16 protein-coding genes are annotated in these 18884 nt (G+C 46.3%); 9 read left to right on the top strand and 7 right to left on the bottom strand.

The window, feature by feature from the left end:
• The first annotated feature begins 10 nt into the window (after nt 1-10).
• The 3 genes from MJ612_RS13725 to MJ612_RS13715 are packed head-to-tail and all read left to right on the top strand — an operon-like array spanning nt 11 to nt 2217.
• Complete coding sequence (locus tag MJ612_RS13725; RefSeq protein ID WP_187031263.1) at nt 11-661, top strand: LutC/YkgG family protein; 651 nt, start codon at nt 11-13, stop codon at nt 659-661.
• Nucleotides 645-1415 carry a UDP-2,3-diacylglucosamine diphosphatase gene (locus MJ612_RS13720; RefSeq protein ID WP_187031265.1) on the top strand — a complete coding sequence of 257 codons (771 nt, stop codon included), beginning with the start codon at nt 645-647 and terminating at the stop codon, nt 1413-1415. Before MJ612_RS13725 ends, MJ612_RS13720 begins: the two co-directional genes overlap by 17 nt.
• Nucleotides 1405-2217 carry a hypothetical protein gene (locus MJ612_RS13715; protein ID WP_250419189.1) on the top strand — a complete coding sequence of 271 codons (813 nt, stop codon included), beginning with the start codon at nt 1405-1407 and terminating at the stop codon, nt 2215-2217. The genes MJ612_RS13720 and MJ612_RS13715 overlap by 11 nt, the downstream gene beginning before the upstream one ends.
• A gap of 1 nt (nt 2218) precedes the next feature.
• On the opposite strand, the gene MJ612_RS13710 is transcribed toward MJ612_RS13715, so the two are convergent.
• Genes MJ612_RS13710 through MJ612_RS13700 form a run of 3 tightly spaced genes read right to left on the bottom strand, consistent with a single transcriptional unit; the run spans nt 2219 to nt 4945 of the window.
• Nucleotides 2219-2545 (bottom strand): DMT family transporter, encoded by a 327-nt coding sequence (locus MJ612_RS13710; protein ID WP_187031267.1) that lies wholly within the window; start codon nt 2543-2545, stop codon nt 2219-2221.
• A 52-nt stretch (nt 2546-2597) separates the two neighbouring features.
• Nucleotides 2598-3476, bottom strand: coding sequence for a GNAT family N-acetyltransferase (locus tag MJ612_RS13705; RefSeq protein WP_187031270.1), 879 nt, complete (start codon nt 3474-3476; stop codon nt 2598-2600).
• 26 nt (nt 3477-3502) lie between these two features.
• Nucleotides 3503-4945 (bottom strand): lipopolysaccharide biosynthesis protein, encoded by a 1443-nt coding sequence (locus MJ612_RS13700; protein WP_187031272.1) that lies wholly within the window; start codon nt 4943-4945, stop codon nt 3503-3505.
• 192 nt (nt 4946-5137) lie between these two features.
• Between MJ612_RS13700 and ricT the strand changes: the two genes are divergently transcribed.
• The 3 genes from ricT to MJ612_RS13685 all read left to right on the top strand — a co-directional run bounded on the left by ricT (nt 5138) and on the right by MJ612_RS13685 (nt 8411).
• A complete protein-coding gene (gene ricT / locus MJ612_RS13695; protein ID WP_317233055.1) occupies nt 5138-6688 on the top strand; it encodes a PSP1 domain-containing protein in 1551 nt (516 codons plus the stop codon).
• Nucleotides 6681-7151, top strand: a complete 471-nt coding sequence (locus MJ612_RS13690; protein ID WP_187031275.1) for a gliding motility lipoprotein GldH — start codon at nt 6681-6683, stop codon at nt 7149-7151. Before ricT ends, MJ612_RS13690 begins: the two co-directional genes overlap by 8 nt.
• A 171-nt stretch (nt 7152-7322) precedes the next feature.
• Nucleotides 7323-8411 (top strand): endonuclease/exonuclease/phosphatase family protein, encoded by a 1089-nt coding sequence (locus tag MJ612_RS13685; protein ID WP_187031277.1) that lies wholly within the window; start codon nt 7323-7325, stop codon nt 8409-8411.
• 70 nt (nt 8412-8481) lie between these two features.
• Here MJ612_RS13685 and MJ612_RS13680 read toward each other — a convergent pair whose 3' ends face one another.
• Nucleotides 8482-8673, bottom strand: a complete 192-nt coding sequence (locus MJ612_RS13680) for a cold-shock protein (RefSeq protein WP_187031279.1) — start codon at nt 8671-8673, stop codon at nt 8482-8484.
• Nucleotides 8674-9026: 353 nt separating this feature from the next.
• Here MJ612_RS13680 and MJ612_RS13675 point away from each other — a divergent pair, with 353 nt between their 5' ends.
• Nucleotides 9027-11033: a hypothetical protein gene (locus MJ612_RS13675; RefSeq protein ID WP_187031281.1), complete on the top strand. Its 2007-nt coding sequence runs from the start codon at nt 9027-9029 to the stop codon at nt 11031-11033.
• 72 nt (nt 11034-11105) lie between these two features.
• On the opposite strand, the gene MJ612_RS13670 is transcribed toward MJ612_RS13675, so the two are convergent.
• The 3 genes from MJ612_RS13670 to MJ612_RS13660 form a co-directional block, all read right to left on the bottom strand.
• Complete coding sequence (locus MJ612_RS13670) at nt 11106-11978, bottom strand: SDR family oxidoreductase (protein WP_187031283.1); 873 nt, start codon at nt 11976-11978, stop codon at nt 11106-11108.
• 84 nt (nt 11979-12062) lie between these two features.
• Nucleotides 12063-12932 (bottom strand): hypothetical protein, encoded by an 870-nt coding sequence (locus MJ612_RS13665; RefSeq protein ID WP_187031285.1) that lies wholly within the window; start codon nt 12930-12932, stop codon nt 12063-12065.
• 53 nt (nt 12933-12985) lie between these two features.
• Complete coding sequence (locus tag MJ612_RS13660) at nt 12986-16912, bottom strand: AAA domain-containing protein (RefSeq protein WP_187031287.1); 3927 nt, start codon at nt 16910-16912, stop codon at nt 12986-12988.
• 222 nt (nt 16913-17134) lie between these two features.
• On the opposite strand from MJ612_RS13660, the gene MJ612_RS13655 reads away from it, so the two are divergent.
• Both MJ612_RS13655 and MJ612_RS13650 read left to right on the top strand, forming a co-directional pair.
• Complete coding sequence (locus MJ612_RS13655) at nt 17135-18229, top strand: alpha/beta hydrolase family protein (protein WP_250419188.1); 1095 nt, start codon at nt 17135-17137, stop codon at nt 18227-18229.
• A gap of 2 nt (nt 18230-18231) precedes the next feature.
• The gene (locus MJ612_RS13650; protein ID WP_250419187.1) at nt 18232-18696 is read left to right on the top strand and encodes an NUDIX hydrolase; all 465 of its coding nucleotides are present in this window, start codon (nt 18232-18234) and stop codon (nt 18694-18696) included.
• Nucleotides 18697-18884 lie beyond the last annotated feature (188 nt).

The following is an 18884-nucleotide window of genomic DNA, read 5'->3' as shown; positions in this document are numbered from 1 at the left end:
ACTAGCAGGCATGTACGAAGCAAAAACAAAAGAAATAGTTTTAAGAAAAGTAAGAGAGGCGCTGGCTAAGCCAGCGCCTTTTCTGCCTCCTACCCCTGATTTCACATCACCGCTCCACCACGCAAATACCGATGATATGTCGGTACTGTTTGTAGAGAGCTTCCTGAAGAACAGCGGCGTCTTTTTTTACTGCGAAAAAGAAGAAGATTTCTTCGATCAGCTTTACACGTTTAAGCAGGAGCAAAACATACAGCATCTATATGTATGGGAGGCTAACCTGCAAAAAGCGCTGTACCATGCAGGTATAGAGTATACTGATTCGGAGCAGGATTTTATACGTAACGCTGAAGCCAGCTTAACTACCTGCGAAGCTCTTATAACCCGAACAGGCAGTATGTTAGTAAGCTCGGCTAATGCCGGAGGCAGGCGACTAAGCGTTTATCCGGAAATACATATGGTAGTGGCGAAGGCCAGTCAGTTGGTACCGGATATCAAAGACGGTTTGCAACACGTGCGCAACAAGTATAAAGAAAACTTCCCGTCGATGGTGAGTTTGGTAAGTGGGCCGAGCCGTACTGCCGATATTGAAAAAACACTGGTAATGGGTGCTCATGGTCCTAAACAGCTCGTACTTTTCCTGATAGATGACCTTCCGCATTGATCAATTAGCACCGGGTAAGAAAGTATACTTTGCGTCTGATTTCCATTTGGGTGTGCCCGATGCAGCTACCAGCAAAGCACGTGAGCATAAAATCGTGCGCTGGCTCGACCAGGTAAAACACGATGCTGCAGCTATACTTCTGTTAGGCGATATTTTTGATTTCTGGTTTGAGTATCGCCATACGATTCCCAAAGGTTTTATCAGGTTACAGGGCAAACTGGCTGAAATAACCGATGCCGGTATACCTGTGCTGTTTTTCACGGGGAATCATGATATGTGGATGTTCGATTACTTTCCGACAGAACTGAACATACCTGTACTGCGCGACCCTATCTCGACAACTATAAATGGCCAGACTTTTTATATTGGTCATGGAGATGGCTTAGGCCCCGGCGACCATACCTACAAAATCATCAAGAAGGTGTTTGCAAATAAAGCCTGCCAATGGGCTTTTGCACGTATCCACCCGAACTTAGGTATAGGTATAGCCAATATGTGGTCACGAAAGAGCCGCATCAGCAATGTTAAAAAAGATGAGAAGTTCTTAGGCGAAGACGAGTGGCTGGTGCAGTATTGCCGTGAGGTAGAAAAAGAACAGCATCATGATTATTATATCTTCGGGCACCGACACCTGCCTTTAGATCTGCATATCGGCGACCGCAGCCGTTATGTAAATCTTGGAGAATGGGTCAATTTTTGCTCTTATGGTGTTTACGATGGCCAGAATCTAACTTTAGAGCATTTTGAAGCTTAACAAAACTATAGCTATATTTTGCCTGCTGATGCTTTCAGTAGTAACTGTGTTTGCGCAGCAGCAACCGCAGTTTATGCAAACTATAGCTGTAAGCTCACCAACTGCCATTTCTACGGACCGCAACAACGCTGTTTACCTGCTAAACCCAAGGCGCAACCTGGTACAACTCGATTCTCTGGGACGCTTAATCACGGTTTACTCTCCTGCTACAAATAACAGGGCAACATTTATAGATGCCTGGAACCCAATGAAGGTACTGGCCTTTTATGCCGACCAACAAGAGATACTTTTACTGGATAGATTTTTAGCTCCGCTTACGAGCGTGCACCTCTCTGATTTTGATATCAATAACACCGTAAAAGCCGCAGCACTCGCTTCTGATGACGGTCTCTGGCTTTTTGATGAAACTGATTTTAAGCTAAGCAAATTGGATCTGAACCAGCGCAGGGTAACTATAGAAACTCCGCTTAACCTTGTACTGGACAGAGCAAAGTTCGACATCCGTATGCTGCGGGAGTATCAGAACCTGATTTACCTGCTGGATTACAACAGTGGTATTTATGTATTTGATAACCTGGGTAACTATAAACAGAAGCTGCCTGTAACCGGTGTTTCTTATATCGGGTTTCTGAATAATGAGCTATACTTTGTAAAAGAAGGCAATCTGCATTTTCTGAACATCTATAAGCAACAGGAGCGTACTATACCTTTCCCAAAAGATAAAAATTATACTACTGCGCTTGCCACTCAAAACCGCTTATACCTGTTCACACGCAATGCGGCCGATGTTTATAGCTGGTAAATTATTTCGCCTCCCCTGAAAAAATCTTCAAGCCAACAACGCCTGCAATAATCATCAGGATACAGAGAATTCTGATCAGGTCGCGGGGCTCGTTCAGGAACACAATACCAAGTATAGCCGTGCCGGCTGCGCCAATTCCTGTCCAGATACCATAAGCAGTACCCAGCGGCAATTCTTTCATGGCCTGCGACAGCAGCACAAAACTCAGGATCATTACCACTACTGTTACTACGCTCACACCTATTTTGGTAAAGCCTTCGCTATACTTTAGCCCGAAAGCCCAGCCAATTTCACATATCCCTGCCAGAATAAGGTACACCCACGCCATAAGTTATATTTATAGTTTTAACAAAGGTACTAAATTAGTGTTGGCTGAAGGTTTATACTTGTACCAGCGGCATTATCATTTCATATTGCCCCAAAAATCTTGTGAAGTTTCGCCGCTTCAGGAAAGATGTAAAAGCTACAGCATCTGCATCAACATTTATCAGCATCAGTGCCGGAGCAGTAGTCTGGTTTAATACTTCTCTTAACAGGGCTTTACCTGTCCCCTGCCCTCTTTTGCCCGGCAGTACAGCTAACTGAGCAATGGCACCTGTCTTCGGGAAGAATGCAGCGAACCCCATTACCTCACCATCTTCAGCTCTTGCTTCCAAATAAATCTTATCATCAGGACTATGAGAAATGGCTGTAGCAGTATTCTGCCAGGTCGGCTCTGCATCACAGCAATGTTGGTAAACACTCCAGGTTGGCTTTGTTACAGTAGTAATGGTAACTCCTTCCGGCTCGTCGCCAGCTAACAGCAGCTCATTTTTCAACCCTCTGAAGCAGTCAAGTGACCGCGTTATTTCAAATCCGGTATCCTTATAAGATTTCAGAGCAGCGGCATTTTCCTGTATCACTTCCAGCACACATTGCTCAACCCCGCTTTCGCGCAACTTAGGTATAAGGTAAGTATACATTTCGCTGGTAAGATTGTGCCCTCGGTGGGCCGGCAGCACACCAGTACCTGCATTGTAAGCAGTTGGTATGCCTTTGTATTCGCCAAGGCCTGTAAGTATAAACCCTACCATCTTACTGCCAGCATAAGCTCCCACACAAAAACCAGGGTTTATACTTTCCCGCTTCAGCTTGGCTTGAAACTGTTGTTCCGTAAGTTGTATGGGTACAAAATAGTCGGCAAAAGCTTCCAGGAATACCTGGCGCAGTTCCGGCATTTCCTGTGCTGTAAGTAGAGAGAATCTATAGTTTCCAGTCATAACTTCTAAAGTACATCTTCTTAAACCTAGCTTATATTTTCTTTGCTATCTTGTACCTGCAGCCTTCTCTGGTAAACTATAGCTGCTACAATTCCCAGGGTACCTGCCACTGCTGTAAGTATAACCTTAACCATAATGGCAACAGCTGCTATGTTGTAAACTATAAACAACATCGAAACCGTAAGGCTAAGCCATAATACAGGGTAATACGAAACCTGCGTGGAAGCTTTAAACGCCTTCATGTAGAATCCGGCATAGCCCATGTACATAAGTGCGGCAAAAGTAGTATAAGCCGCTGCCTGGTAGCCAAAAATCGGCACAAGTATAAAATTAAGCAGTACGTTACCTGCACCTGCCGCTACCGATATACGCCAGAGTTTATTTGTGTGCTCCCGGTAGGTAAGGGTATTGTACACCACAGAATACATCGGCCTGAAGTTATACCCCATTAAAATAATTATGGCTAACGGGTAAGCCTGCTGCAGCGCTTCGTTTTTAATTAATAAGATAAATATCTCGCGCATCCAGAGGCATCCCAGTGAAGTAGCCAATAGGAAAAGTACCTGCAATGCGAAGGTCAGGCGCCGAACCTGCAACGCAGCCGCTTTGTCTTGCTGTTGTGCCAGGTACTTTAGGTAAAAAGGTGATGCCGCCTGCGAAATAGCCATAGACGTGATCAGGAAATAGGTACCAAAGCTGGCTGCAACATTGTACAAACCAATCTTCTGTACAGGCACACGCAGCACATCCAGCACCAGCCTGTCGGAGGTATCCAGCATAAAATTAGCCAGGTTGTGCGGCACTACCGGCAACGACACACCAAGCGAATGTTTAATGCGATGCCATTTAAAATTAAAAATCGGCCATAGTTGTTGCTGTATGTAGATACTATAACTGTTAAGTATAAACCCGACTGCAGCAGAGATAAAAGCAGCATAAAACCACCCCATATACCCAAGGCGCAGGTAAGCAATAGTATACACATTTAAACCAACACCCAACACACCCACTATAAACGACCTAATTGCTACAGGTAAAGGTTTTTGTTTTAGTTGATAATACAGATTGCACTGCATATCCGTCATCGCGAAAAGTATAATGGGGAGACCGTTCAGCAGCGTTATCTCCAAGCGATGTGCAGCACCTTCGGCGGGAACAAGAAAGTATAAGGCCAGCAACACCAGTAAACCATAAACCAGCGACCAGAGAGTTACAAAGCCATTGAGTTGGCGCCAGATCCAGGTATAACGTTGTGGTTGCCTGGCGTAACTGTTTACCAGCACTACCGACAACCCCAGACTTTGCAGCATGGCAAATACTGCCGCATAAGCTGTAATAATGCCTGCCACACCATAATCAGCGGGGGTTAAATACCGCGTTACGACCGGAAGCGCCAGTACGCCTGCTAAACGAGGGCCCTGGGCTGCCAAACCATAAATAGCCGCATGTGACAGTAATTTCCGAAGCATTGCTTAAAATTATAGTTTAAATTTCAGCATCGTGCATGTAGCCGGAATTTTTATAGCACGTATCAGGTTGCTGATAAGGCCGATGCCTGTACATTTAGAAAGGTGCTACAGCATTAGCACAAAAAATTAGTATATTTGTTAATTACCAGAATAGAAAACAAGGATTCACATAGCTATATAAGGAGATTAAAAGTGGGTTGTAATTCATGTTCCAGTGGCGGATGCGGCACCAGCGATAAACCGGGTGGCTGCAAAAGCAACGGCGGCTGCAGCACAGGAGGCTGTAACCGTTTGAATGTGTTCGACTGGCTCAGCGATATGGAAATTCCCGTTTCGTTTGAGGAGTTCGATATTGTAGAAGTAAGATTTAAAGGAGGCCGCAAGGACTTCTATCGCAATAATAACAGATTAGATTTAACAACCGGCGATGCCGTGGTAGTAGATGTTCCTAACGGACATCATATTGGCTTTGTATCATTGAAAGGTGAATTAGTGCGCCTGCAAATGATGAAGAAGAAAGTAGATAATAACGAGGAAATCCGAAGCATCTACCGCATTGCCACCGAGCAGGACATGGAGAAATTCAATGAAGTCCGTGACCTGGAAGGTGGAGCCATGTACCGCTCACGTGAGATCATACAGCAGCTGAGCCTGCGCATGAAGCTTTCGGATGTAGAGTACCAGGCTGATAAAAGCAAAGCCACGTTTTATTATTCTGCCGACGATCGCGTAGACTTTCGTGACCTGATCAAAAAGTTGGCGGAGGAGTTTAAGGTACGCATTGAAATGCGCCAGATAAGCCTTCGCCATGAAGCCGGCCGCCTGGGTGGTATCGGCTCATGTGGTCGTGAGTTATGCTGCTCTACCTGGCTCACTGATTTTAAGAGTGTATCTACTACAGCGGCCCGTTACCAGAACCTTTCGCTTAACCCAAGTAAACTTTCCGGACAGTGTGGCCGCCTGAAGTGCTGCCTGAACTATGAGCTGGAAACATACATGGAAGCGCTTAAAGATATACCAACAGTAAACCGCCCGCTGCAGACACAGAACGGAGATGCGTTTCTGCAAAAAACTGACATCTTTAAAAAGATGATGTGGTTTGGCTTTAAGGGCGACAATAACTGGTATCCTGTGCCGGTAGAGCGTGTACAGGAAATACTGGAGCTGAACAGCAAAGGTATAGCCGTAGATTCTTTACTGAAAGAAGCTCCGGAAGAGCCGAAGCAGAACGAATTTGTAGCGCAGGTAGAAGGTAACCTGGAACGTCTTGATGACAAGTATAAGGCCAAGAAGAAAAAGAAGAAGAAAAAGAAAAAGCCACAGGATGGTGAAATAGCTGTAGCTGAAGCCGCGCCTGCTCAGGTAAAGGAAAGAAGGTCGGAAACGGAACCACGTGAAGGCGAGCAACGCCGAAATCGTAGCCCAAGACCTGATAACAGAAACCGTAACCGCGAAGGTGGCCAGGAAAATCGTGAGTCGCGTGGCGAACGTGATAATCGTGGCAACAGAGAGCAACGGGAAGGTGGACGACCTGAACAGGAGAACCGAGGCAATCGGGAGCGCAGAGAACGTGAGGGTGGCCGTGGCGAACGCGAGAACCGTGAGCGTGGTAACCGTGAGCCTAGAGCACAGGCACAGCCCGCCACAGATGGCCAGCAGGCACAACAACCTAAAAAGCAAAAGTCGAGAAAACCGTTCCGAAACAAAAAGCCGGATCAGAATAAACCGAATACAAATGTATAAGACTCTTGTATGCTGGGCAGCTGCCTTATTGTTGCTGCTTTCATCCTGCGACCCGGCTCGTGTTTACGAACAGAACATAGATTTGCCGGAGAACAGCTGGGCTATAGATAACGCACCTGTTTTTGAGCTTGAGATAAAGGATCAGGCACAGAAGCATGCGGTTTTCGTGAACGTGCGGTATAACCTGGAGTACGATTTTTATAACCTGTACCTGCAGCACGAACTTATAGGGCCAGACGGAAAACAGGTATCCAAAAAGCTGCATGAAGTGTTGCTGATGGATTCTAAAACAGGTAAGCCGCTTGGCAAAGGTTCTTCTGATACTTTTGACCTGCAACAGCTTATCTTAGATGATGTTACGTTCCCTAAGGCAGGCAAGTATAAGCTTAAAATCACGCAGTACATGCGTCGCGATCCATTGCCACACATTCAGGCTATAGGTATCAGAATAGCGACTAAATAGCCGTATTTACACTACATAAAGGAGCCCCTGCACAGAAGTAAACTGTACAGGGGCTTTTATTTTTATCACTTAATCGAAATTATAACGGCTGCGTAGTATAGGTAATTTATATGTTTAGCTTAAATGAGCCTGAATTACCTATAAAGAAATAGAAAAAGCCTGCAAAGCAACATGGAGCTTACCCTTATTATACTTGGATTTACATTCACCCTATTTTCTTTTCTGCCTTTCCTGAAAGTTCCGTGGTGGTGGGTAAGAGTACTGGACTTCCCGAGACTGCATGTGGCAGTTATACTTGCCGCTATTCTACTGGCTTATAGTACACGCTATGCCCAATGGTCTGCCTCCGAGATTGGGATGCTGGCGTTATGGGCAATTGCTATACTCAACGAAATAAGATATGTCTACCATTTTACCCCACTGGCACGCGTAGAGGCACTTCGGTCAGTAAAACCAAAGCCGGCTAATGCCTTTACCATGATGATCGCCAATGTGCGCATGGTAAACAAAAAGCATAAAAAATTTCTGAAGCTTGTTTTAAAGGAGCACCCGGATATTCTGGTAATGAACGAGCCGGATGAGGCCTGGCACGAGAGCGTGAGACATGAACTGGATAAGCGGTATCCTTATAGTATAAAAAAGCCATTGGATAACACGTATGGTATGATGCTCTTTAGCAAGCTTAAGTTATCGAACAGCGAAATACGTTTTTTGGTAGAAGATGAGATTCCCTCGTTTTATACTGTGGTAGAGTTGCCAAGCGGAGAAAAATTTGATCTGTACACGGTGCATCCACAACCTCCGCGCCTGATGAAAGATACTGAGACCCGGGAGGCCGAGCTACTGTTGGTTGCTAAAATGGTCAAGAAAACTCGTATTCCTTCGGTAGTTGCCGGCGACCTGAACGATGTGGCCTGGTCCAGAACTACAAAGTTGTTTAAGCAGATAAGCGGTCTGCTTGACCCACGTGTGGGCCGGGGCTTCTTTAATACCTACAATGCACATATCCCCTTGTTCCGTTACCCCTTAGACCATGTGTTCTATGATCCTGCTTTCAGGTTGCTGCGCCTGCACCGCCTGGATAAATTTGGCTCTGACCACTTTCCTATCAGTATAACGCTTAACTATGAGCCGGAGCGGGAAGAAGAGCAGGACGTACCGGTAGCTAAACCTGAAGATCACCAGGAGGCCAACGAACTGATACAGGAAGGGCTAGAGAAGGGCGAAGAGTTGAACCACGAAAAAAAGAGCGGGAAATAAAAAACCCGCTCAGTTTCCTGAGCGGGTTAAAATAGATGAATGAGCCCGAAGGCTTATTATATTTTTTAACTTAGATTCTCTCTACGTTAATAGCATTCAATCCTTTTTTTCCGTCTTTAACTTCATAAGACACACGGTCGTTCTCACGGATCTCGTGAGTAAGGCCTGTCTGATGAACGAAGATCTCCTGGTTTGTATCGTCAGAAATGATGAATCCGAAACCTTTAGATACGTTAAAGAATTTTACTTTACCTGTTTGCATGATAATGAATTTAATTAATTGGCGTAAAGGTAACAAACACTGGCAAATACACGCACTTTAGCATTCATTTATTTTTAAAAAAGTTTCATAGTTGCCGTTTCTCATTTCCGTAAATACCTCTCCGGCTCCTGTTCCAGGGCATATTTTTTAAGGCTGCATTCCCATATAGCAATAACCATGTTTCACTAGGTTCGTATAGCTAAAACGTTCTGTTACACTAAAATGAGTAGTTAAGGCAACTTATTTTAAGGTAAATAACACAACAAAAGCTGATGCTGGTATATCACCATTTACCCTGCATCTGCTTACATCGCTCTTATTTTTTAACTATATAAATCCAGGAGATTTTAACTATGAAAGACAACGAGAAAAACCAAAGCTCCGGCAGCATGTCGGGTAGCACATCAGGATCTCAGAGCTCATCCTCATCGATGGGTAGCAATACAGGAATGAGCGGCAGCTCCGGAACAAGCTCAAAATCAGGTTCAGGCACATCAGGCTCTAACCTTCCGGCTGCAACATCATCTACAACAACAGGCAAAAGCAATAAATCATCAACAACCGGCACCGGTTCCACATCTGCTAAAGCAAAAGGAAGCACAATTGGCACAAAAGCCAAAACTTCTACTTCATCTAAATCAGGAAAAAGCGCAACTTCAGGTTCAACTTCCGGCATGGGTCAAACATCCGGCGGCGAATCTGGTATGGGTGGCTATGGCTCTATGAGCACTGGCAGCTCACAGCAACAGCAGGGTAACTATGGATCAATGTCACAAGGTGGCCAGAGCAACTATGGCTACGAAGGCGATTTCGGATCTTCTCAGGGAGGCCAAGATAGCTATGGATCACAAGGTGGTCAGCAGAGTGGTTATGGTTCACAGGGAGGTTATGGCTATGGTTCGCAGCACAGCAGCTACGGTGGCCAGAGCGGCTATGGTTATCAGGGGGACTATGGTTCATCACAGCGTGGCAGTAGTTCACAGCAGGGTGGTTATGGCTCATCTCAGGGTGGCTATGGCGGTCAGAGCAGCTACGGTGGCCAGGGTTCTTCCGGCATGAGCGGCCAGGGCGGTTATGGTTCTTCTCAGAGCGGTCAGGGTTCTTCAGGTAGTGACTGGGGTAGCCAGGGTGGTTATAACTATGGTAACCAGGGTGGCATGGAAGGTAACCGCGTTCGCAGCCAGGACAGCTATAACCAAGGCACATATGGTAGCTATGGTGGTATGCAGGGCGGCTACGCTGATAGAGAAGGCGACGAGCAAGGTAGCTATGGCGTAATGAACGACCAGGGCGGTATGGGAAGATATAATCAGACCAGTGGTGAGAGCCGTTCCAGCTATGGCTCATCTCAGGGTGGTTATGGTTCTTCTTCTCAAGGACGTAGTGGCGGATATGGTTCCTCTCAGGGTGGCTATGGCGGTCAGAGCAGCTACGGTGGCCAGGGTTCTTCCGGCATGAGTGGCCAGGGCGGTTATGGCTCTTCTCAGAGCAGAGGCAGCCAGGGCTATGGTTCATCTCAGAGCGGTTACGGATCACAAGGCGGATCAGGATATGGTTCACAAAGTGGTTCTGGTTATGGCAGTGGCCAGCAAGGCTATGGTTCCAGCATGACAGGTTCAGGTTCGACCAGAACAGGTATGCAAGGTGGCTATGGCTCATCATCTCAGGGAGGTTATGGCAGTCAGGGCCGCGACTCAGATCGCTATGGTTCTATGGGCTATGGCTCATCCAGAGGTATGAGCGAGTATGACCGCGATGACTATGGTTCATCAAGAGGTTATAGTTCACAAGGCTCTATGCAAGGTGGCTATGGCAGCCAGGGTGGTTACGGCTCAAGAGGCGGTTCTTATAACGATGAGTATCGTTCATCCCGTTATGGTTCTCAGGGCAGCGACTATGGTCAGGGTGGCTATGGCTCTTCACGTGGTGGCTCTTATGGCAGCGATTACGGTTCACAGGGTGGTCATGGTTCATCACGCGGTGGCAGCTCACAAGGCAGCTATGGTAGCCAGGGTGGTTACGGCGACAGCAACTATAGCCGGGGCATGAGCGGTGGTTATGGCTATGGTTCAGGCAGCTCAAGCCAGGGAGGATATGGTTCTTCTCAGGGCAGAGGCAGCCAGGGCGGTTACAGCCAGGGTGGCTATGAGCAAGGAGGCCGTGGCGGCGATCAGAGCCGTTATGGATCTATGGATAGCAGCACTTCGTACTACAGCGACAACCGTGGCTCTAATTCGCGCGAGAACTTTAGCGGGTATGGCAGCAGTGGTCAGCAAGGTAGCCGTAGCCAGGATCAAGACAGCGATCGTTACCAGACACACCGTAGCGAGCGTTACCGTCATCCGGAAAGTGATTATTAATAGAACTCACTTATTATAAAAAAGCCACTCCTACTCGGAGTGGCTTTTTTATTTTCCAGCTTTAGTTTGTCTCTACACAAAGCATTCTTTATAGTCCTGCAGAAACTGCCTGAAGGTATGTGGTTTCCTGCCTGTTATTTCTTCTACTCTGGAGGTAACGCCACTTGAGTAACCAGCACGATGCACACTGTATAACTCTAACAGGGAGTTTGCCATCCAGTCAGGTACATGTTGCTGTTGCATGGCCTGCCGGGCTGCATCTTCGGGCACATTTACAAAATCTACCTGATTGCCGGTTACATAGCTTATGGTCTCTGCAACCTCATCCACCGACATAGCCTCAGGCCCTGTAAGGTCGTATATCTGCCCTTCATGTCCCTCTCCTGTCAATACAGCAACAGCTACAGCAGCAATATCACGGGCATCTACATAAGATACTTTCCCATCGCCTGTAGGCATGTATATCTTACCTTCCTGTTTAATGGTAGCAGCATTATAGTTCTCGAAGTTCTGCATAAAGCTGGCGGGCCGCAAGAAGGTATAAGGTATACCACTTTCTTCTATGTAACGCTCTATCTCGCGATGCCAGCGGCCTAATTGTATGCCTGGTTCTGCGCCTGCACCGAGTGCCGAAAGTTTTACAATATGCTTTACGCCGCATCTTTTGGCCTCGTCAACCAGCTTTTTCGCCATTTCTACCTGTTCATTCGCAAGCGGTGTTACCAGAAAAACTTTATCGGCATGTGTAAAAGCTGCGTGCAGGGATTCCGGATCATTGAACTCCATTTCTACTACTTCCACATCGGGCAATCGTCTGAGGTTCTCCCCTTTAATTAAAGAGTGTACTCCTGCCCTAACCCTAATGCCATCCAGCATAGAAAGTTGCTTTACCACTTCTCTGCCTACTGTACCTGTAGCTCCGGTAACTAGTATTGTCTGCTGCATAATAATCTGCTTTTAGTCTGTAGCTATAGGTACGGCATAGCAGCCTTTCAGGATGAAAAGAACAGTAGTGCATAGTAGTTACAACTACCTGGCTCCAGATTTTTTAGGCATGATAGTTACCTGGTATAGTTTGCCTTTCTCGTTGGTTATGAGCAGTTGTTGGGGCGACAGGAAAAGTATAGCCTCGGCCTGCCCGGTTCTTCCTAATGGTAAGCAGTAGCGTTTGCCATTAAAGCTGATCGTGCTTCCGCTGGGCTGGAACAAGTATAAACGGCCATACCCCAGCAATACAAACATATCCGAATCTGGAGCAATATCAGCAGCCGTTACAGGAGATTTAACTCGAAGCTTTTCAGCCGGAACTATCGCTTTATCTGTCCCGGAGACAGGCAATTTATATAGCTGCGTAATGCTCTTAAAGGCCCTGCTTTTGGTGAACAGGTATAATGAATCGTTTTGATAAAAAAAGGCTTCCAGGTCGTAATGCTGCCGGCTGCGGGGCGGCGGAAATTCTTCTTGGTCTGCAAAGCTGAACGCAATTGTATCAGTTAGCTGCATATTCTCTCCATTTACCTTATAAACTTTCAGATCACGGCGCTGATTGCCATTGTTTCCGAAGGCACCAATGTACAGATGCTCCGCTTTATCCTGGGCCAGGTCTTCCCAGTCGGTGTTATTAGGCACAGGTAGTGGTTGCGTATGTAGCAAATCGCCTTTTAAATTAAACAAGTATAAATCAGGTGCACCGCTATCCGCATGCGTCCAGAAAGTGGAGTCGGTAGCACGGGCAAGTCCGGAGCTTTCTTGTATACCTTTATCCAGTTTCCCAACCTTATCTATAGTTACAGTATAGTCTTTCCGGAGCCGCTCAAAATTGCTGTTCCGTTTATCTGGTCCGCAGCCACACAGCGCAGTTTGCAGGTAAACGTAAAGGGTAAAGAGTTTAATAAGCATTCCGGATCAGGAGTTATAAGATTGGCAGATGGTGTATTGAGTTATACTTCCGGTTACAGTTTTTGCAGCTTGGTTATCACCTTTTCTTTTTCAGCCCAATATTGCCTGCTGTATACTTTGCGATAAGGCCAGTGGCGTTGCTTCAATAGCTCTGGCACATCAGCATGCGAATGCCTTACCGATAGATGACTATAGTATAAATCGTCGTCGGTGAGGATGGCGGCTTTATAGGTATGATTATCTGTTAACGTAAGGTCCGCGAATGGCACTTGTGGCTGTAGTGCAGAGATTTGCTTTGCCAGGTGTTCTTTAAGCAGCGGGATATGAGTTGGCATTGGCTGTAGTTTTGGCTGATACCTGAAGTTGCCATTGCTTACCTGCTGCGCATATTGCAGATAAGATTTCAAGCGCTTCGGCCCATTATGCTGTGTATTTTCGACGTGCAGTTGTTCCGGATTTATACTTGCTACCACTATAATTTTACGCTTGGCACGAGTAACAGCTACATTCAATCTGTTCTCGCCGCCTGCCTGGTTCAAGCTACCAAACTGCATCGCAAATTTCCCTTTTTCATCCGGCGCGTACCCCACCGAAAGTATAATCACGTCTTTTTCATCGCCCTGCATGTTTTCAATATTTTTCACCAGAACGGTTGCAGGTATAACTATAGCCTGCTGTTGTGCACGTTCTTCCAGCAAATCCTGCACTACCATCTGCTGGTTATAGTTAAACGTGATAACGCCCACCTCCTGCTGCCCTTGATTTAGCAGATCAATTACCAACTCCACTACTTTTTCAGCTTCGGGCAGGTTGCTGTTATCCTGCCACAAACCATTTACATGCAGATATTCGATGGCAGCTCTGGATGTGTTTATTTCCTGCAGATTAGGTATAAGCTCGAGTTTGCTGTGGTAAAAGTGCTGGTTTGAGAATTCTATCAATTCCGGGAAATGGCTGCGGTAATGCTGCATGAGCATGGTTTGTGGCAAGTATAAACTACACAGTTGCAGCAGCGATTCGGCTGATAATTCTTCTATCTCTTCGTCGGTGGCATCGCTCCAGCGGGCACGGTACAGATCCGACGGTTTCAGCTGCTGCTCATCACCGGCCACTACCACCTGTGTCCCGCGCAGCATAGCAGGTATGCCTGTTTCAGCAAAGCATTGAGAGGCTTCATCAAAGATCACAACATCAAAACAACGTTCCAGCGGCAGCACCGCCGATACCGTTTCAGGAGAAGCCAGCCAGCACGGCACCAGGTTTAGAATCTCATCAGAGAACAAAGAAAACAACTTCCTGATCGGGTAAAGGCTACGTTTTTTACTGACCTGCGCCTGCAGCCTGCGGTAGGTTACAACATTTCCCAAACGGTTAAATTCCATATCAGCATAGGTCTGCTCCCGCAACTTCGACAGCACAATTTCCTGGCTCAGGCGCTGCTTTTCAGATAGAGATTGCTGCAGTTCCTGTTCCAGGTTTTCCAGGACACCGCTCGATGCCATACGCAGTTCCGGGTACTGATTTTCCAGCTCATGAAGCCAGGCCAGGTATAAACTGTTCAGAAAAAATTGTTCCCCTTCGGCAGCTGAGGTTATACTTTGCGACAGGAGTTGCTGGGTTACTTCTATTTCAGCATCGGTAAAAGAAGCGATAAGTAAATCGTGCGCTACCAACTGCTCAAAATTTTCTGACAGGTCTTTTAGTAAAGCAGTTTTACAGTTCTTGTTTGTGAGTAGTTGCTTTACCTGAGCTTCGGTTAGCCAATGCAGCCAATGGCTATAGTTTGCCTGTAGCTCAGTGGTAGCCTGCGTTAGCGTTTGCAGGTGCTGTGGCAGGTTTATAGTTGAGACCAGCTTCTCGTGTAGTACTTTTTCGCGGTGCAGTTTTTTCAGGAGCTTATGTACCTGCAATGCTTTTTCTATAGTTGTTACCTGCTGTAAAACCTGGTTCGGGTAAGCTTCAATTCTCAGGTTACCGTTTATCGTTTTATTGATGATCTGCATCAGACGCTCGGACTGTTCACGCAGCTCGACTCTACGTTGCAACTCGCTTACACCCACTTCGCTCAAGTCTAACCTATACTTCGCCAGCGCCTGCTTCAGTATTTTTTTATCTGATGAGAAAGCCCAGCCAATGCCTTTGAATAAGTTGTTCTTCTGTTGTTCAAAAGAAAGTATAGCTTGTTTTAGAGTGGGTAGTTCGCTGGCAGGTATAGCGGCGTCCGGAGCCGGACAAACCAGGTATAGCTCTTTTAATTGCTGTAACTGGTTTGCCAATTCTTTGCTATCACATTTTAGAAGTTGTTGAAGCGTTTCCGGCACATCTTCCTGCTCCAGCAATACCTGTATTTCCGTAATACCAGGCAGCACCAGCTTATACTTTTCCAGTTCATTCAGCTCAAAAGTAAAGCCGCTCAGGTTACTTATATTTTGCTGAAGTTGCGTGTACAGCTCCGGTAACTGATTTATAGTTTTCTCAAGCTCCTGGCGTTGCGGCCATCCATAATCCTTAAAGCTGTGCCGTTCTTTCCACGTGAAATCAGGTTGTGTATAAACGGCAGCTTGCTGCAGATACTGGCGCAGGCGCGGCAAAAACTCGGCAACTATAGTTGCAGTAAAGTTTTTATAGTTGGATGAAAGGGAAATGTGTGGCTCCTGCAGGTTACTGCGCAGGTATAATTCTTTGGCTGTCCACCCACATATAGTATCGTCAAAAAGAGCAGACTTAAATTGCTCCAGTTTCTCAATACAACGGTTTATGCCACGGCTTACTTCCAGAAAAGTACGGTCGGTGTAGATGCTGTTCAGCGCCAGGTTCTGCTTTTTATACTCCGGCAGTTGTTCTATCTGTGATTGCAGCTGCTGAAAAACGCTTTTTCGATCTGCGTTAATATCGTGCACTAATGCTGCAAAAGCGCCCAACCCAGCTTCAGATAAACGCTTATGCACCACATCTAAAGCGGCGCGTTTCTGGCTAACAACCAATACCTTCTTACCACGGGCCGTAAAATCTGAGACCAGGTTACATATGAGCTGCGATTTACCTGTTCCCGGCGGACCTTGTACAACTATAGATCTGCCTTGCTTAACCTGCTGCAAAGCTGCTTCCTGCGAGGCATCCATCTTAAAAACTGTGAACGTATGCTGTGCCTGTACTGCCTGTGTAGTTGTATCAGGAGTTGCAAACAAGTCTTCCATAGTCTGCAGGTCGTCGCGCTCCAACAGTGCATCGTAATCGGCTAACAGATAAGAGGCTGCTTGTGGGTAAATGCCCAGCACCGCTTCCTGCTCCAGATATAGTTGCCCGGGCTTAAGGTCAGCTTCATAGTCAGCTTTTTTATAGTCACGAAAAGGTCTGAGTTTGTCCCCAAAAAAGTCTCGGCCAGCATACAGTGCCAATTGCTCCTGTTTCAGCAATTCATAAACCTGCGTACGAAATTCCAGGGCATGTGCTGGAAGTGTACTTACATCCAACTCCAGTAAATTTTCGGCTAAGGGTGTACCAGTATAGTGGGCGTAGGCAAGCAAAAAGCTCTGATTAAACCGTGGTGGCTGATTTATACTTGGCTCTACTTCCCATTCCTGCGCAGCATTTACCTGCAACTGCACCGGGTATAAAAATAACGGGCATCGCACTACCGTACCATCAGCAAACATGCCATGCACAAAAGGCCAGCCAATGTACAGTTCTTCACTGCCGCGCTCTTCCAGTAACATATCGGTACGGCGTTTTATGTAGCGCAGGCGCTTACTGATAGGTGCTATAGGAGCATACCGGCTATCAGCGACCGGGCATAAGCTAATGCGTTTAGCTCCCGATATCAGCTTCTCAACTATAGAAAAAGCGGACGCACCAAGTATAAAATCCAGCGACTCAACATCCAGGTGCAACTCCTTTTGCAGGCGCAGCAACAGCAGGGCTTTGTTGCCGGTGCTCAGGTTCAAAAGCCTGCGTCGGTAGTTCTTCAGGATGTTTTTCATCAATGGTAAATACTATAGTTGTGGGCTAAGGTTCAGGAGCAAGTTAGCAGCTTTTAACTTTACTTGGAAGCAGAGTTCTTTTAGCTTATGCCTCAGAAAATCGGAATTAAGAAAAGGAAGTATAGCTTTGCAGAAGATTTGAGACTTGCTTTCGTTTTGATGCAACAAATCATCACAAAATCAGTTTTAAATTAATCTCTTTATATAGTTACTGCCTGATTAATGCACACCCTGTTTTTACAAAAAATTATTTTACGGAAAGGCCTGTATGGTTTACTGATACTGCTTTTGGTAACCGCCTGCCATAATTCCGACGGCCAGAAAAAATACGTACCGGGTGAGCGCCTTGAAGCATTTACTACCACCAAACAATATCCTGGCAAGGTAGCTGACGAAAGTATAAAAGACTGGAAAAAGAAAATACCTGAAATAGAACAGGTTAACATTACCTCAACTGTTGATGGTAAAATGCAGCCCGCCTTATTTTATACTTCCAACTCAGCTAAAAAGAAGCCCTTGCTGGTAGTTTTGCATAGCTGGAGCAGCGAGTACCTGCAGGTGGTAAGTATACCGTATGCACTCTGGGCTAAATTAAACGATTGGGTTTTTATACAGCCTAACTACCGCGGCGCCTTTAAAACCCCCGAAGCCATGGCCTCCGACCTTGCGATACAGGACATAATGGATGCTGTAAACTATGCGAAAGGTAGCGCCGACATCGATCCCTCACGCATTTATATTGTAGGTTCGTCGGGTGGCGCCATGACTGCCCTGGTTACAGCCAGCAAGCACCCTGATGTTTGGGCTGGTGTGGTGGCCTGGGTGCCGGTTTTCGATTTAGTAGATTGGTACAAGTTCAGCCAGAATTACCCGCACCGCGACTATAACCGCCATATTGTGGCAGCCTGTGGTGGCGAGCCTATACCCGGCACAGCCGCCGCCGAAGAATGCAAACGCCGCAGCCCAAGCACATACCTACAGAACTTAAAAGGAGTGCCGGTATTTTTAGCACATGGCACCATCGACGTACTCGTTCCTCCAGACCATTCTATCCGGGCTTATAATATGCTGGTTGATTCTGCAGCGCAGATACCACAGTGGCAAATGGACTCCTTAGTGATAAACCAGGAAGTACCGAAAGAAATGGTTAGCGATGGCCCCAGTAAATATTTCGGACCGAAAGACCCGAAAGTGCTTTACACCAAGAAATCCGGGGTAGTAGACCTGTTCTTATACTATGGTGTGCACGACATGGCCTACAACCCAAGCCTGCAGTGGCTAAGCGAGCAGCAAAAAAGTTTAACCAGTAAGCTATAGTTGTGGAAGAAGAGAAGCCCGCAAAACCCAAATTACCAGTCGTAGACCAGGTATCTTCGGGTGGGGTGGCTTTTCGTAAATCAGGCACAACTATAGAAGTGGCTTTGATAGCAGTGGGTAAAGATAACCGCTGGCAATTGCCAAAAGGTATTGTAGACCCCGGCGAAACTCCTGAAGTAACTGCTGTGCGCGAAGTACGGGAAGAAGCCGGCCTACAAACAGAACTGCTGGAGCAGCTCGATAAGATAGAATATTGGTACGTGGGCAACAAAGGTAGCCAGCGCGTGCGCTTTCATAAGTTTGTATACTTCTACCTGCTCCGTTATACTTCCGGCAACATACAAGACCACGACTGGGAAGTGAACGAAGCCCGCTGGGTGGAGATAAAAGAGGCACAGAAACTGCTCGCTTTTAAATCTGAAAAATTGGTGGTAGCCAAAGCCGCCGAAAAAATTTCTCAACTATAATTTACTTTCCTACTTTTAATTTTGTGGTCATCAACTATAAAAGAATGGCCCTTACAGCTATATTTCGGAATGTTTATGCCCAGATTTTGTTAGGGATTGAGCCAGTTCAAAAAAATATTTGAAAATTTTTTCAAAAAAAGTATTTCTTCATTTTGTCTTCATCTTGACATTATAGTTTTGACACATAA

The organism is Pontibacter deserti (assembly GCF_023630255.1).
Taxonomy (GTDB): domain Bacteria; phylum Bacteroidota; class Bacteroidia; order Cytophagales; family Hymenobacteraceae; genus Pontibacter; species Pontibacter deserti.
This window is presented reverse-complemented; position numbering and strand designations above follow the sequence as displayed.